General features: G+C 64.5%; 13 protein-coding genes and 1 pseudogene. 7 read left to right on the top strand and 7 right to left on the bottom strand.

Features of this window, described 5'->3' with window-relative positions; genetic code table 11:
* Window positions 1-25: 25 nt before the first annotated feature.
* Window positions 26-853, bottom strand: coding sequence for an oxidoreductase (locus NLY33_RS05155; protein ID WP_023750797.1), 828 nt, complete (start codon window positions 851-853; stop codon window positions 26-28).
* A gap of 123 nt (window positions 854-976) precedes the next feature.
* Between NLY33_RS05155 and NLY33_RS05150 the strand changes: the two genes are divergently transcribed.
* The gene (locus tag NLY33_RS05150; protein ID WP_023703850.1) at window positions 977-1567 is read left to right on the top strand and encodes a TetR/AcrR family transcriptional regulator; all 591 of its coding nucleotides are present in this window, start codon (window positions 977-979) and stop codon (window positions 1565-1567) included.
* 7 nt (window positions 1568-1574) lie between these two features.
* Here NLY33_RS05150 and NLY33_RS05145 read toward each other — a convergent pair whose 3' ends face one another.
* From NLY33_RS05145 to NLY33_RS05135, 3 genes are all read right to left on the bottom strand, one after another.
* A complete protein-coding gene (locus NLY33_RS05145; protein WP_023681276.1) occupies window positions 1575-2375 on the bottom strand; it encodes a C40 family peptidase in 801 nt (266 codons plus the stop codon).
* A 41-nt stretch (window positions 2376-2416) separates the two neighbouring features.
* Complete coding sequence (locus NLY33_RS05140; protein WP_023703849.1) at window positions 2417-3355, bottom strand: CHAD domain-containing protein; 939 nt, start codon at window positions 3353-3355, stop codon at window positions 2417-2419.
* Window positions 3356-3440: 85 nt separating this feature from the next.
* Entirely contained in the window at window positions 3441-3938 is a 498-nt protein-coding gene (locus tag NLY33_RS05135) for a CYTH domain-containing protein (RefSeq protein WP_023681278.1), read from the bottom strand.
* A 92-nt stretch (window positions 3939-4030) separates the two neighbouring features.
* Here NLY33_RS05135 and NLY33_RS05130 point away from each other — a divergent pair, with 92 nt between their 5' ends.
* The 4 genes from NLY33_RS05130 to NLY33_RS05115 are packed head-to-tail and all read left to right on the top strand — an operon-like array spanning window position 4031 to window position 7735.
* The gene (locus NLY33_RS05130) at window positions 4031-4735 is read left to right on the top strand and encodes a DUF1956 domain-containing protein (protein ID WP_023707743.1); all 705 of its coding nucleotides are present in this window, start codon (window positions 4031-4033) and stop codon (window positions 4733-4735) included.
* Window positions 4732-5685 carry an HlyD family secretion protein gene (locus NLY33_RS05125; protein WP_023703847.1) on the top strand — a complete coding sequence of 318 codons (954 nt, stop codon included), beginning with the start codon at window positions 4732-4734 and terminating at the stop codon, window positions 5683-5685. Before NLY33_RS05130 ends, NLY33_RS05125 begins: the two co-directional genes overlap by 4 nt.
* Window positions 5682-6602: an ABC transporter ATP-binding protein gene (locus NLY33_RS05120; RefSeq protein WP_023703846.1), complete on the top strand. Its 921-nt coding sequence runs from the start codon at window positions 5682-5684 to the stop codon at window positions 6600-6602. The genes NLY33_RS05125 and NLY33_RS05120 overlap by 4 nt, the downstream gene beginning before the upstream one ends.
* A complete protein-coding gene (locus tag NLY33_RS05115; RefSeq protein WP_023703845.1) occupies window positions 6599-7735 on the top strand; it encodes an ABC transporter permease in 1137 nt (378 codons plus the stop codon). Before NLY33_RS05120 ends, NLY33_RS05115 begins: the two co-directional genes overlap by 4 nt.
* Before the next feature lie 4 nt (window positions 7736-7739).
* Here NLY33_RS05115 and NLY33_RS05110 read toward each other — a convergent pair.
* The 3 genes and pseudogenes from NLY33_RS05110 to NLY33_RS05100 all read right to left on the bottom strand — a co-directional run bounded on the left by NLY33_RS05110 (window position 7740) and on the right by NLY33_RS05100 (window position 9722).
* Window positions 7740-8338: pseudogene (locus tag NLY33_RS05110) on the bottom strand (DNA-3-methyladenine glycosylase).
* Window positions 8339-8355: 17 nt separating this feature from the next.
* Complete coding sequence (locus NLY33_RS05105; RefSeq protein WP_023681284.1) at window positions 8356-8736, bottom strand: nuclear transport factor 2 family protein; 381 nt, start codon at window positions 8734-8736, stop codon at window positions 8356-8358.
* Window positions 8737-8744: 8 nt separating this feature from the next.
* Window positions 8745-9722 carry a threonine ammonia-lyase gene (locus tag NLY33_RS05100; RefSeq protein ID WP_023681285.1) on the bottom strand — a complete coding sequence of 326 codons (978 nt, stop codon included), beginning with the start codon at window positions 9720-9722 and terminating at the stop codon, window positions 8745-8747.
* A 195-nt stretch (window positions 9723-9917) separates the two neighbouring features.
* On the opposite strand from NLY33_RS05100, the gene NLY33_RS05095 reads away from it, so the two are divergent.
* Complete coding sequence (locus tag NLY33_RS05095) at window positions 9918-11939, top strand: hydantoinase/oxoprolinase N-terminal domain-containing protein (RefSeq protein WP_023703844.1); 2022 nt, start codon at window positions 9918-9920, stop codon at window positions 11937-11939.
* Window positions 11940-12061: 122 nt separating this feature from the next.
* Window positions 12062-14233, top strand: a complete 2172-nt coding sequence (locus NLY33_RS05090; RefSeq protein ID WP_023687501.1) for a malate synthase G — start codon at window positions 12062-12064, stop codon at window positions 14231-14233.
* The last annotated feature ends 79 nt before the right edge of the window (window positions 14234-14312 follow it).

Below are 14312 nucleotides of genomic sequence, written 5' to 3'. Positions count from 1 at the left end.
GGCCTGGCGATGCCGTGATTTTAGATCAATCGGCCACGCCCATCTGCTTGCGGAAGCTCTTGTCGAACATGTTTTCGGGCACGAAGCGCCGCATGAAGCGAAGACGGCCTGCCGTTCTGCCAGGCGTATAGCGCATGCTCGGCGTCTTTTCGGTGGCTGCCTGTACCACTTTGTCGGCCACGGCTTCCACCGGATCGCCGCTCGCGATTCTGTTGCGCCAGGTCGAATTCATGGCTGAGCGCCCCTGTTCGTAGACGCCGGAAATCCGGTCAGGCTGTTCGGCGTTCTCTTCCAGTCCGGTGCGGGTGAAGGCGGGCTCGACAAGGGAAACCCTGATGCCGAACGTTCGAAGTTCGTGATCGAGCGACTCGGAATATCCTTCGACTGCGTGTTTGGTGGCGGTGTAGAGGGCGGTGAATGGCCCCGGCAGGAAACCGGACACCGAACTGATGTTGATGATCCGGCCCTCGCCCTGTCTGCGCATGATGGGCAGCACTTCATTGGTCATGCGAACGATGCCGAAGACATTTATGTCGAACAGGCTTTGGGCTTGAGCGACCGATGATTCCTCGGCGCCGCCGATCAGGCTGCGGCCCGCATTGTTTACCAGTACGTCGATCCGGCCGGCGAGGGCGACAACTTGCTTGATGGCGTCTCTGACGGACCCATCATCGGTGACGTCGCAAGGGACCATGTGAATGCCCTGACGCACTTCGTTGGGCGCAGCTCGGCGGCTGGTGCCGAACACGCGATACCCCGCCCGGATGAGCGCAAGTCCGGCCGCATGCCCGATGCCACCCGAAGCGCCGGTGATCAGCGCGATCTTCTCGGCGCGCGACTGAACTTGTGTCATCTCAACTTTCCTGCGTAATGATTATGATCGTAATCATTGGGTGATAATGACCGCCATAATCATTGTCAAGCGCCTCCGCCACGTCTTATATGTCGATCATCATCAATAGGAGAGGATGCGGTCGTGAAGGTGAGCAAGGAGATGGTCGAGTTAAATCGAGAGCGGGTCATCGATACCGCCGCAAAGCTCTTCCGCGAACAAGGGATCGACGGGATCGGCATTGCCGATCTGATGAGCGCGGCCGGGCTTACCCACGGAGGCTTCTACCGACAATTCAAGTCGAAGGACGACCTCATCGTTCAGGCCATGCAGCGGGCCTTCAGTGACATGAGCGCCGATCTATCCGCCCGGCTCGCTTCGACCGATACTCCGTTTGAGACGCTCGTGCGCCACTACATCTCGGACCATCATCGCGACAATCCGGGGCACGGATGCAGCCTCACCGCACTGGCGGCCGATGCCGCCCGGCACGACGATCCAGCGCTTCGATCGTTCTTCGGAAGCATCGTCAGCAATTATATCGCGTTGATCATTTCACTCCTGCCTGGAAGCGACCCGGCCGCGAAGCGGAGTGCCGCGATCGCATTCCTAGCGGAAATGGTCGGATCGGTGATCCTCTCCCGCGTCGTGCCCGATCCGACGCTTTCCGCTGAGATCATCGACACTGTCTCGAATGATCTCATATGGCGCCACTCGCCATCGGCGCCGGTTTGAATGGTTGCTATTCGGCGGCCTTCGCCTCAGCGGCCCTATCTTCCCAGGTCACCGCCCGGTAGTCGAAACCAAATTCCAGCGTCGGTTTCACGATGCGGAAGAAGGGCGACAGGTCGAAGTCGCGCGGCGTGTAGAGCGAGTGGTGGCGGATGTGCAGGATTTCGCGGCGCGAATAGTTCGACTGCGCCGAGGCGCGGCCGGGCGCGCGGGTGATCTCGGGCAGGATCGGGTAGCGGATCTCACCATAGGCTTCGGCGATCAGCGTCGAGCAAATGGCGCGCGTCGGATCGCCGGAACCGAAAGCCAGCATGCGGCGGCGCCAGCGCACCGGCACCGGTGGCGTCGGCAGGAAAAAGCGCAGCATGTCGAAGATGTTCTTGAGATCGTATTTCAGGCCGAGCTTGCCGATCATGAAGGCGACGACATGGTCGCGGTCTTCCGGCGCCAGCCCGCTCGCCCGGCAGATACGGGTGTTGTAGGTGCGGTAGCGCGACAGCGGCACGGCGACACAGCCTTCGCCTAGCGTGACTTCGATCAGCCGACGCCGTTCCGATCCGTCCTCCGGTTCGGACAACGCATCGCCGATATAGAAGGCCGCATGCGACCAGGTCGACTGTGTCAGGTATTTGATGGCCGCGGAGATCTTCTGGTTGCCTTCGATGAGCAGGATGTCGCCGGGTTCGAGCGTGCGCCGCAACGTCTCGGCGTCGGACGGCGTGTAGGGCTCATAGCCCGAGGATTCGTCCTGCAGCCGGCCGGCAAGCCAGCGGCCAAGTCGGTCGAGAAGCGTGTCGCGCGGCGCGGTCATGGTAAAGTGTGACTAGCACGAGGTGACGTCCTCGGCCATGATCAACCGACCGGGACCTCTTTCGACAATACCGGGCCGGCGAGGTCGTCGCGCACATTGCGCGCGAGTTTCTTTGTCGAGCGCTTGGGGCTGTCGCCGAACAGCTCGGCCGCTCCGGCGAGGCAGCTCTTCTTCAGGCTTTTTTCCGAGCGCTTCAAAAGCTTGCCAAGAAGCCTTGTGTCCTGCGCATCGCCGAGCGGCTCACCGTCGGCCTCGAGCAACACGCGCATGACGAAGACGTCGTGCAGTTCGCCGAGCCTTTCGCCCAGTTCGTCGACCGCCTTGCGCCGCACCTTGATCGGCGTCGGCCACAGCCGGCCGAGCAGCGACAAATGCATCGAGTGGGTCTTGGCAGCCTTGCGCAGATCGTGGAAATCCTCTGCTTCGCCGCGCGATCCCGCCCGGTCCAGCGCCTTCCTGGCACGGCGCAAGGTCTTGCGAGCGCCTTCCGCAAGCACATCGGCTGCATGCTCAGGCAGATCGGGGAGCAGCAGCCGCTCTATCCTGATGAGGCCTTCCTCGCAGGCGGCGGTGGCCGCGCCTATGGCGGCGTCGAGGCCGGCGCCGGCATGCATTTCATGCTGGCGGGCAATCAGCCGGTCGCGCACGCTGTCGAGGCCGCCGCCGGCAACCTGCTCGGGAAAGGCGGCTGCCAGCCGGTCGACGGTCTCGACCAGCGCGGTCGCCTCGCGCGGCCCGGCAAGCAGCGCCGCCACCTGACGGTAGCATTGGTTCTCAGTCCGACAGAATGTTTCATTTCCGGAACGGACCAGCCGCAGCAAGGCGCGCGCGCTCTTCAGCCGCTTGCGGCATTTGTGCAATGCCTGCTCCGGCTGGTCGCGCGCGACGGCCAGATGGGCAAGCGCCTTGCCGATCTCCTCGCCAAGGATACGCCTGACCTCGCCGGTCAGCGGCAGGCGCGGATCGATGCGAAAGCTCATGCGGCGATCTCCGGAATCCCCCTAGAGCATGATGCCGAAAAGTGTGAAGCGGTTTTCGGACGACATCATGCTCCATCTCTTTTGATTAGAGCCGGATTCCGATTTTAGGTCGACCCGACCTAAAATCATCCGGCTCTAGGGCGAGCGACGCGTTGTAAAATCTCTGCTCGCCGGTCACTTCGCGGCCGAGCCAATCGGGCAGCATTTCGTCAGGTACATCCTCCGGCGTCTCCAGTTCGGCCACCACAAGGCCGGCTAGGATCCCGCCGAAAACATCGACTTCGTAGAGATAGCCGCGATGCCTAACATGGTGGCGTGTCTTCTCGATGACATGTCCGATGGCGAAGGCCAGCATCTCCTCGGCATCAGTCAGAGGAATTTCATATTCGTATTCGTCGCGCTCGCGGATCTTGCTGCCGAATTTAAGCGTCAGCTTCGCCGAACTGCCGTCGCTGATGCGCACGCGCACGGTGCGGCCAGGTGCTGCGGCAAGATAGAACTGGCGAATGCGTATATTCGCCTCGGCCATTTCTAGCCATTCGGCGCTGGAGACCAGGAACTTGCGTTCGACTTCCTTGCCCATGGCCGCGCACTAAAGCGTCTGCGGCTCGACATGGCAAGCGGCCGTAGATAATCAATTTGACTTTAATCAATCGATTGATTAAACAGGCCGACATGATCAAATCCGCGCCCGACAAAATGCCCCGCCAGGAGACATCGCCCGCCGAGCAGACGCGCGCCGCACTGGTGCTGGCCGCGCTCAAACTGTTCGGGCGGCAGGGCTTCGACGGCACCTCGACGCGCGAGATCGCGGCGGAGGCGAAGGCCAACATCGGCTCCATCGCCTATCATTTCGGCGGCAAGGAAGGGCTCCGCGGGGCCGCCGCCGACCACATCGTAAAGACCATCCAGGCGGTTGCCGGCCAGGCGCTCGGCGGCATGCAGCTGCAAGGTCAAGCCAGTTCAGAGACGGCGCGGGCGCAGCTCTCGACCGCATTGGAGCGGATGGTAGGATTTATCGTCGCCCGGCCGGAAGCTGGCGATATCGTACAATTTGTACTTAGGGAATTGACGCATCCGACGGCCGCCCTCGACCGCATCTATGACGGGGTGTTCGAACCGACGCATCGCCGCCTCTGCCAGATCTGGGAACAGGCGACGGGCGAGCCGGCCGAAAGCGAGGCCACCAAGCTCGTGGTCTTCACGCTGATCGGCCAGGTCATCTATTTCCGCATCGGCCGCGAAGCAGTGATGCGTCGTATGGGCTGGCGCGAGATCGGTAACACCGAAGCCGCCAAGGTGGTGGCGGCGGTCACAAGCAATCTTGGCGCCATACTGGCGGCCCGAAATCCGGTCGCCCGCAAGGAGGGCAAGCGATGAGTTTTCTCTGTTCCCTGCCGCTCGCGGCCCAGCTGTTCGGCGCCTGCGCGCCGGCAGCGCCGCTTGCCGTCGGCTATGTCGAGGGCGACTATGTGTTGCTGGCGCCGATCGAAGTGGCGCAGGTCGAGACCGTCGCGGTCAAGCGCGGCGACCGTGTTGTATCAGGCACGCCGGTGGTGACTCTCGAAAGCGCCGACGCAAAAATCGCCGTCGCCCAGGCAGGGGCCGCGCTCGCCCAGGCGCAGGCGCAGCTTGCCGACCTGCAGATCGGCAAGCGGCCGGAGGAGATCGCGGTGCTGAAGGCCGAGGTCGACATGGCCAAGGCCCAGGCCACGGATGCCAAGCGCAAATACGACCGCGCCGCCGACCTGTTCAAGCGTGGCGCCGGCACGCAGGCCGACTACGACACCGCCGCCGCGACGCTGGAGACCGCCAATGCGCAGGTCGGCCAGGCGCAGGCCAACCTTGCCGTCGGCGGTCTGCCTGCGCGTCCCGAAACGATCAAGGCGGCAGACAATCAGGTCAAACAGGCGCAGTCGGCGTTGAAGCAGTCTGAGTGGCGGCTGTCGAAGCGCGTGCTGGCGGCACCCTCGCCCGGCCGCATCAATGACGTCATCCGCAATCCCGGCGACACCGCCGGTCCGACCGCGCCTGTCATTTCGATGTTGCCGGACGGTGCGGTAAAGCTCAGCGTCTATGTCCCGGAAAGTGCGTTCTCGTCGATCAAGGTCGGCACGCTGCTTGTCGTCCATTGCGACGGCTGCGGGCCGGAGGTGAAGGCGCGCGTCAGCTATGTCTCGCCCGACCCGGAATTCACCCCGCCGGTGATCTACTCGCTCGAGAACCGGCAGAAGCTGGTCTACCTCGTCGAGGCGCGGCCTGAGGGCAAGGCGCAAGCGCTGCAGCCGGGACAGATCGTCGATGTCGAGCTGGCGGCCTCCGCAAAATGAACGCCATCGACGTTCATGGCCTGGTCAAGCGCTTCGGCGACAAGACTGTCGTCGACCATGTGACGATGACGGTGGCCGAGGGCGAGATCGTCGGCTTTCTCGGGCCCAACGGGTCCGGCAAGACGACGACCATCCGCATCATGTGCGGCCTGCTGACGCCCGACGAGGGCGAAGGTACGGTGCTGGGTTTCAACATCCGCACCGAGTCGCTCCGCATCAAGCGCGAAGTCGGCTACATGACGCAGAAATTCTCGTTCTACGAGGATTTGACGATCGGCGAGAATCTCGAATTCGTGGCGCGGCTCTACCGGCTGAAGCCGGTCGAGGAGCATGTGTCGAAAACGCTGGAAGAGCTTGGCCTGACGAGCCGCCGCAACCAGCTCGCCGGCACGCTGTCGGGCGGCTGGAAGCAGCGGCTGGCACTGGCCGCCTGCATCATGCACAAGCCGAAGCTGCTGCTGCTCGACGAGCCGACCGCCGGCGTCGATCCGAAGGCGCGGCGCGAATTCTGGGACGAGATCCACCGGCTGGCGAGCGGCGGTCTGACCGTGCTGGTGTCCACCCACTACATGGACGAAGCCGAGCGCTGCCACCGCATCAGCTACATCTCCTACGGCAAGATGCTGGCCACCGGCACGGTGGATGAGGTGGTGAAGAACGCCGGGTTGACCACTTTCGTGCTGCAGGGGCCGCACCTCGATCAGGTCGCCGATGCACTGAAGGGGCGGCCGGGCGTCGACCAGGTGGCGCCGTTCGGCGCCACGCTGCATGTCGTCGGCTCCGACAAGGCAAAGCTCGAAAAGGCGCTTGCCGATGTCGAGAAGGAGCACAAGGGCGTCAGCGTAAAACCCGGCGAGACCAGCCTCGAGGATGTGTTCATCCAGTTCATGTCCGGCTCGAAGGACAATATGGCATGAACAGCGTCTTCTCCTTCGCCAGGCTCGGTGCGCTGCTGGTCAAGGAATTCATCCAGATGCGGCGCGACCGCATCACCTTCGCCATGATGCTGGGCGTGCCGCTTTTACAGCTGGTGCTGTTCGGCTACGCCATCAACAACGATCCCAAAAGCCTGCCTGCCGCACTGGTGGCGACCAGCAACGACCCCTACACCCGCGCCATTGTCGCGGCCCTGCAGACGACCGGCTACTACCGCTTCGACCATGTTGCGCAAAGTGCCGAGGCTGCCGAATTCCTGATGGCGCGCGGCGATGTCGCCTTCGTCGTCACCATCCCGGCCGATTTCGGCCGCCGGGTGGAGCGCGGCGACAACCCGCAGATCCTGATCGAGGCCGACGCCACCGACCCGGCCGCCGCCAGCGGCGCCATCTCGACGCTGAGCAAAGTGGCCAGCCAGGCGCTGCTTCGGGCGCAAGGCATGCAGGAGGCGGCGACTGAGACCGCCAGGGGCCAGCTCGATGTGGTGGTGCACCAGCGCTACAATCCCGAAGGCATCTCGCAATACAACATCGTCCCCGGCCTGCTCGGCGTCATCCTGCAGATGACCCTGGTGATGATGACATCGATCGCGCTGACGCGCGAGACGGAGCGCGGCACGATGGAAAACCTGCTCGCCATGCCGTCCAGTCCGTTCGAGATCATGCTGGGCAAGGTGCTGCCCTATCTGGTGGTCGGCGGCGTCCAGGTGGTGGTGGTGCTGGCGGCGTCCAAGCTTCTGTTCGCCATTCCTTTCACCGGCTCGATGTCGCTGCTGCTTACCGCCGTGCTGGTGTTCGTGCTGGCGCTGGTGCTGCTTGGCTACACCATCTCGACCATCGCCCGCACGCAGATGCAGGCGCTGCAGCTGACCTTCTTCTTCTTCCTGCCGTCGATCCTTTTGTCCGGCTTCATGTTCCCCTATCGCGGCATGCCGGGCTGGGCGCAGACCTTCGGCGAGATTTTTCCGCTTACGCATTTTCTGCGCATCACCCGCGCGGTGATGCTGAAGGGCGCCGAACTGCCGGCGGTTGCGGGCGAGATCGCCTGGCTGGTCGGGTTCGTGGCCTTGTTTGCCGGCGTCGCATTGGTGCGGTTCAGGCGCACGCTCGACTGAGCGTTCAGGAATTGAGCGATGGCGGACCGCTGACGAACGGACTGCCCCTGACATAGAACCGCAGCGGGCGGTCCGCATCCTTCGTGATGCCGATGCGGATGCCTTGGCCGATGTCGCCGGGCTCGTGCTCGTCGGCTGCCAGCCATAGCGGGCCTTGGCGGCACAGATCGAGGCCGTCCAGCGAACGGTCGATCCGCAATGCCTGGGCGAGCCGCCCGGCCCGCGCGCCAGGTCGCGCAGGCGCTCCACGCCCCGGTTCAGCCGCATGATGGCGATGCCTTCGAGCGGCTCCAGCGCCCGGATCAGCACGCCGGTGCCGGTGCCCGGCCCCTCGCTCGAGACATTGAGCATCCAGGAGACCCCATAGGCGAGGTAGACGTAGGCGTGTCCGGGCCCGAGGAACAGCGAACGGTTGCGCGGCGTCATGCCGCGATAGCCGTGCCCGGCGGCGTCGCCGGTGACATAGGCCTCGGTCTCGACGATACGGCCGCTGACGATGCCTTCCGGCAGCTCCCGCACCACGAGCTTGCCGATGAGATAGCGGGCGAGATCGGCCGTATCATCAGGCAGTTCGGCACGATCGAGCGGATGGTGGCCGGTCATGCTACCGCCGCCGTGTTTCAAGGTATCCGTTCGACCCATTGCGCGCGCGACTGCCCCGGCTCGAACGGATCGCCGAAATACTGTGTCTCGCGAACCACCTTGCCATCGACGAACTCCATGATGCTCACCGTATAGGACGGAATCCCGTCATAGGTCAGGACATATTCGGTGATCCAGAGGTCGCCTGACCCGGTGATCCGCCGCACGGCAAAGCGCTTCCGGTTGGGCTGCGTGGCGCGCGACGACTGGATGTTGTGCCGTCCGCTGATGCGCTCGCCTGATTGCGGATAATCGAGCACCGCGTCCTCGCGATAGATCTGATGCTCCGTCTCGAGATCATTGGCATCGGAGGCAGCCCAATGGCGATCGAGAGCCGCCCTTATCTCAGCGTCTGCCATATCGGTTCTCAGCCCGCGGCCATGATCTCGGCATAGGTGGTGAAATCGACATTGCCGCCTGACAGCACGACGGCGACGCATTTGCCCGACAGTTCGATCTCGCCTGACGAGAGCGCCGCCAGCGCCACGCAGCCGCCGGGTTCGACCACCAGCTTGAGATGGGCCATGGCGTCGCGCACCGCCTGTGCGGCCGCCTTGTCGGAGACGGCGATGGCGCCGGCGAGGTTCTTGCGGTTGATCTCGAAGGTGATGGCACCGGGCTCTGCGGTGAGGATGGCATCGCAGATCGAACTGTGGCCGGGCTCGTTGGAAACCCTTTTTCCTTCGATCAGCGAGCGGCGGGTGTCGTCGAAATGCTCGGGCTCAACGGCCCAGACTGCTGTGGCCGGCGAGGCATCCTTGACGGCGATCGAAATGCCGCTCGTCAGGCCGCCGCCTCCACAGGGAATGACGACCGCATCGAGGCTGACGCCGAGCGCTTTTGCCTGGCGCATCAGTTCGAGACCGATCGTGCCCTGGCCGGCGATGATGGCCGGATCGTCGAAAGGAGGCACCAGCGCCATGCCCTTGTCCATGTAGGGTCGCACCACCGTCATGCGGTCGTCGCGAAAGCGGTCGAACGGCACCACTTCGGCCCCCATCTTGCGGACATTGGCGATCTTCATCGCCGGCGCGTCGGCCGGCATGGCAATGACCGCCTTGACGCCGAACATGGCAGCCGCCGCGGCGACGCCCTGAGCATGGTTGCCGGAGGAGAAGGCGACGACGCCGCGGCTGCGCTCTTCTTCGCTCAGCGAAGACAGTTTGTTGTAGGCGCCGCGGAACTTGAACGAGCCGGTGCGCTGCAGCGTCTCCGGCTTGAACAGGATGCGGCCGCCGAAGCGTTTGTTGAGTTCCAGCGATTCGATCAAGGTCGTTTCGGCGATCAGGCCGGAGAGCCGCGCGGCGGCGGCATGGATGTCGGCGATGCCGGGAAGCGTGGTCATGGCGAAGTCCTGAAAGGGATGAGATCGGCGCATGGTGCACGCAAAGGCAGGCCACGCACCAATGAAAAAATGTGACCGTTACAAAGTTTGGCGGGCATGAGCGGCGACGAGGGTCAAACTGGCCCACCTCTCCCGCCTTTATCAGCCGGGCCGTATCGGCTAAGGGCGGGGGAGCAGAATCCCGGACCGCCAGACATGACCGCCAAGCCAAAACCCCTGTTTCTCGGTATCGACACCGGTGGCACCTATACCGATGCCGTGCTGTGGTCGGAACAGGGCGGGCCAAAAGGCAAGGTGCTGGCCAAGGCCAAGGCGCTGACCACGCGGCACGATCTTGCCGTCGGCATTTCCGGCGCGGTGGATGCGGTGCTGGGAAAATCGGCCACCGATCCGGCCGCGATCAAACTCGTGTCGATGTCGACGACGCTCGCCACCAATGCGCTGGTCGAGGGCCAGGGTGGGCGTGTGGCGCTCATCATGATCGGCTTTGCCGGGGCCGACCTTGCGCGCGACGGGCTGAAGACGGCGCTCGGCACCGATCCGGTGGTGTTTTGTCCGGGCGGCCATGACGTGCACGGCAATGCGGCCAAGCTCGATCTGTCGGGGCTGGAAGCAGCACTCCCTGAACTCGGCGCCTCGGTGTCGGGCTTTGCCGTGTGCGCCTATTTCGCCACCCGCAACCCGGAGCATGAACTCGCCGCGCGCGACCTCATCCGCGAAAAGACCGGCCTGCCGGTGACCGCCAGCCATGAATTGTCGGCCAAGCTCGGCGGTCCGCGTCGCGCGCTCACCACCTTGCTCAACGCCAGGCTGATCTCGATGATCGACCGGCTGGTGGCGGCAACCGAAGGATTTTTGGAAGCCCGCAACATCGCAGCGCCCCTGATGGTGGTGCGCGGCGATGGCGCGCTGGTTTCGGCGGCGTTTGCCCGCCAGCGGCCGATCGAGACCATCCTCTCCGGCCCGGCCGCCAGCCTGGTCGGCGCCCGCCACATGACGGGCCTGGACAACGCCATGGTGTCCGACATTGGCGGCACCACCACCGATGTCGCCGTGCTCGACGGCGGCCGTCCTCGGCTCGATCCCGAAGGCGCCACTGTCGGCGGCTTCCGCACCATGGTCGAGGCGGTCGCCATGCGCACCTTCGGCCTCGGCGGCGATTCCGAAGTGGCACTGGAAGATGGCGCGCTCAACCCGAAAATCCTGCTCGGGCCGCGCCGCCTGGTGCCGCTGGCGCTGGCCGGCATGATGCATGGTGCTTCAGTGACATCGGAGCTCGAGCGCCAGCTCAGGGCGCCCAACCCCGGCCGCATGGACGGCCGCTTTGCGTTGCGCACCGGCGTGCCGGACAGGCTCGCCGCCGGCCTGACCGCGCCCGAGGCGAAACTGTATGAACTGATTGGTGCCGTGCCGCTCGCCATCGACAGGCTGCTCACCTCGAACGCCCAGAACGCCACGCTGAACCGGCTGGTCTCGCGCGGTCTTGTGCATATCTCGGGCTTCACCCCCTCGGACGCCGCCCATGTGCTCGGCAAGCAGGCCAACTGGGACCCGCTTGCGGCCCGGCTCGGCGCCGAACTGTTTGCCCGCAAGCGTGATGGGCGAGGCCAGTACATCGCGCCGTCTCCGGAGGTGATTTCCGAACGCGTGCTGCTGACGCTGACGCGCTGGTCGGCCGAATACATTCTGGAGACAGCCTTTGCCGAGGATGGGCTGGATGGCGCCGCCACCGTCGCGCACGCGCTGGTGCAGCGCGCCGTCGATTCCCATCCCGGCATCGCAAGGCTCAGCGTCGCGCTCGATCGTCCGGTCATTGGCCTCGGCGCCTCGGCGCCGCTGCACTATGCCGGCTTGGCCGAGCTGGTCGGTAATGAGTGCGTGGTGCCGGAGGATACCGACGTCGCCAACGCGCTCGGCGCCGTCGTCGGCCAGGTCCGCGTCTCGGCCGAAGCCCGCGTCAGCCAGCCCAAGGAAGGTTTGTTCCGGGTCGCGTCGGGGCAAACGGTGCGCGACTTCACCGACGAGGCCAAGGCGATCGCGGCAGCGGAGGCTGATGTGCGGGCGATCGTAGCCGCGCGCGCGAAGGATGCCGGCACGGATAATGCCGAGATCGACGTTTCGACCGAGTTCAAGGTGTCTACGGTTGAGGCCCAACGGATGTTTATCGAAGCGCATGTGGTGGCGGTTGCATCGGGTCGGCCGAGGATCGCGGTTTAGGGTAATCTCCCCCACGAGGGGGAGATCAGCAGCTTCAAAATCCCCGGCTTCACCCTAAGCTGAATTGACCCTTCGCCCCTGACATGCCAAAGGCCGCAAAGCCTTCATCTGGAGAAGCCCTGATGACCGATCGCGTCGAGATCGCCGGATTGCGGATTGCCCGCGAACTGCATGACTTTGTCGGCGAAGCGCTGCCGGGTACCGGTATTGCCGCGGACGTTTTCTGGAACGGCTTTTCGGCCATCGTGCATGATCTGGCGCCGAAGAACCGAGCGCTGTTGGCCAAACGCGACGCCATGCAGGAACAGATCGACGCCTGGCACCGCGCCAATGGCGCGCCCATCGATATGGAGGCCTACAAAAGCCTCTTGCGTGAGATCGGCTATCTCGTGCCCGAAGGGCCGGCCTTTTCCGTGTCGACCGACAATGTCGACCCCGAGATCGCCAGCGTTGCCGGGCCGCAGCTGGTGGTACCGGTGATGAATGCGCGTTATGCGATCAACGCCGCCAATGCTCGCTGGGGCTCGCTCTACGATGCGCTCTACGGAACCGACGCCATTGCCGAGACCGGTGGCGCCGAGAAGGGCAAAAGCTTCAACCCCGTGCGCGGCGCCAAGGTGGTTGCCTGGGCGAAGAGTTTTCTGGACGAGTCCGTGCCGCTCACCTCGGGCAAATGGGCCGGCGTGAACGGGCTGACGGTTTCGGGTGGCACCTTGCGGCTCGGCGCCGGCGCCGGCGGCACCACGCTGGCCAACCCGAAACAATTTGCCGGCTATCGCGGCGACGACGCCAACCCGGAAGCCATCCTGCTGGTCCAGAACGGCCTGCACATCGAGATCCTCATCGACCGCACCAACCAGATCGGCCGCACCGACCCGGCCGGCATTGCCGACGTGATCCTGGAATCGGCGCTGACCACCATCCAGGACTGCGAGGATTCGGTCGCGGCAGTGGATGCCGAGGACAAGGTCATCGTCTACCGCAACTGGCTCGGCCTGATGAAGGGCGATCTGGCGGAGGAAATCAGCAAGGGCGGCAAAACCTTCACGCGCAAGCTCAATCCGGACCGCGCCTGGACCGCGCCCAGTGGTGGCGCGCTGAGCTTGCCTGGCCGCTCGCTGATGCTGGTGCGAAACGTCGGTCACCTCATGACCAATCCGGCCATCCTCGACCGCGATGGCAACGAGGTGCCGGAAGGCATCTTGGATGCGGCGATGACGGCGCTGATCGCGCTGCACGATGTCGGCGCCAACGGGCGTCGGATGAATTCCCGCGCGGGCTCGATGTATGTGGTGAAGCCGAAGATGCATGGGCCGGAGGAAGTCGCCTTCGCAGTCGAGATTTTCGACCGCGTCGAAGCGCTGCTCGGTATGGCGGCAAACACCATCAAGATGGGCATCATGGACGAGGAGCGGCGCACCACCGTCAACCTCAAGGAGGCGATCCGCGCCGCCAAGGAACGCGTCGTGTTCATCAACACCGGCTTCCTCGACCGCACCGGCGACGAGATCCACACCTCGATGGAAGCCGGGCCGATGATCCGCAAGGGCGACATGAAGCAGGCCGCCTGGATCTCCGCCTATGAGGCGTGGAATGTCGACATCGGGCTCGAATGCGGGCTCGCCGGTCATGCCCAGATCGGCAAGGGCATGTGGGCGATGCCGGATCTGATGGCGGCGATGCTGGAACAGAAGATCGCCCATCCCAAGGCCGGCGCCAACACCGCCTGGGTGCCGTCGCCGACAGCGGCGACGTTGCACGCCACGCACTATCACAAGGTCGATGTCCATGCCGTCCAGGCGGCGCTGAAGAGCCGGCCGAAGGCCAGGCTCGATGATATATTGTCGGTGCCGGTGGCGGTGCGGCCGAACTGGACCCCCGACGAGATCCAGCGCGAGCTCGACAACAATGCGCAAGGCATTCTGGGCTATGTCGTGCGCTGGATCGACCAGGGCGTCGGCTGCTCGAAAGTGCCCGACATCAACGATGTCGGCCTGATGGAAGACCGCGCCACGCTGCGCATCTCCTCCCAGCACATCGCCAACTGGCTGCACCACAAGGTGTGCTCGCAGATCCAAGTGATGGATTCGCTGCGGCGCATGGCGGCGATCGTCGACCTCCAAAATGTCGGCGACCCGCTCTACCGCCCGATGGCCACCGACTTCGACGCTTCAATCGCCTTCCAGGCCGCCTGCGATCTGGTGTTCAAGGGCCGCGAACAGCCGAATGGCTACACCGAGCCGGTGCTGCACAGGCGGAGGCTGGAGCTGAAGGCGAAAGCGCGGGCGAATTAGCGCCTGCATTTCCCTCCCCCTTGAGGGGAGGGTGGCCCGAAGGGCCGGGTGGGGTCCTGCGTGAAGTGCGGCGACTCCC

This window comes from Mesorhizobium sp. C432A, assembly GCF_030323145.1.
In the GTDB taxonomy this organism is placed as follows: Bacteria; Pseudomonadota; Alphaproteobacteria; order Rhizobiales; family Rhizobiaceae; genus Mesorhizobium.
This window is presented reverse-complemented; position numbering and strand designations above follow the sequence as displayed.

Bases quoted from the DNA above. Each gene is read 5' to 3' on its own strand.
- NLY33_RS05115 (WP_023703845.1), top strand. From the start codon at position 6,599: ATGAACAGCGTCTTCTCCTTCGCCAGGCTCGGTGCGCTGCTGGTCAAG.
- NLY33_RS05140 (WP_023703849.1), bottom strand. From the start codon at position 3,355: ATGAGCTTTCGCATCGATCCGCGCCTGCCGCTGACCGGCGAGGTCAGG.
- NLY33_RS05100 (WP_023681285.1), bottom strand. From the start codon at position 9,722: ATGACCACGCTTCCCGGCATCGCCGACATCCATGCCGCCGCCGCGCGG.
- NLY33_RS05145 (WP_023681276.1), bottom strand. From the start codon at position 2,375: ATGACCGCGCCGCGCGACACGCTTCTCGACCGACTTGGCCGCTGGCTT.
- NLY33_RS05155 (WP_023750797.1), bottom strand. From the start codon at position 853: ATGACACAAGTTCAGTCGCGCGCCGAGAAGATCGCGCTGATCACCGGC.
- NLY33_RS05130 (WP_023707743.1), top strand. From the start codon at position 4,031: ATGATCAAATCCGCGCCCGACAAAATGCCCCGCCAGGAGACATCGCCC.
- NLY33_RS05120 (WP_023703846.1), top strand. From the start codon at position 5,682: ATGAACGCCATCGACGTTCATGGCCTGGTCAAGCGCTTCGGCGACAAG.
- NLY33_RS05090 (WP_023687501.1), top strand. From the start codon at position 12,062: ATGACCGATCGCGTCGAGATCGCCGGATTGCGGATTGCCCGCGAACTG.
- NLY33_RS05095 (WP_023703844.1), top strand. From the start codon at position 9,918: ATGACCGCCAAGCCAAAACCCCTGTTTCTCGGTATCGACACCGGTGGC.
- NLY33_RS05135 (WP_023681278.1), bottom strand. From the start codon at position 3,938: ATGGGCAAGGAAGTCGAACGCAAGTTCCTGGTCTCCAGCGCCGAATGG.
- NLY33_RS05105 (WP_023681284.1), bottom strand. From the start codon at position 8,736: ATGGCAGACGCTGAGATAAGGGCGGCTCTCGATCGCCATTGGGCTGCC.
- NLY33_RS05125 (WP_023703847.1), top strand. From the start codon at position 4,732: ATGAGTTTTCTCTGTTCCCTGCCGCTCGCGGCCCAGCTGTTCGGCGCC.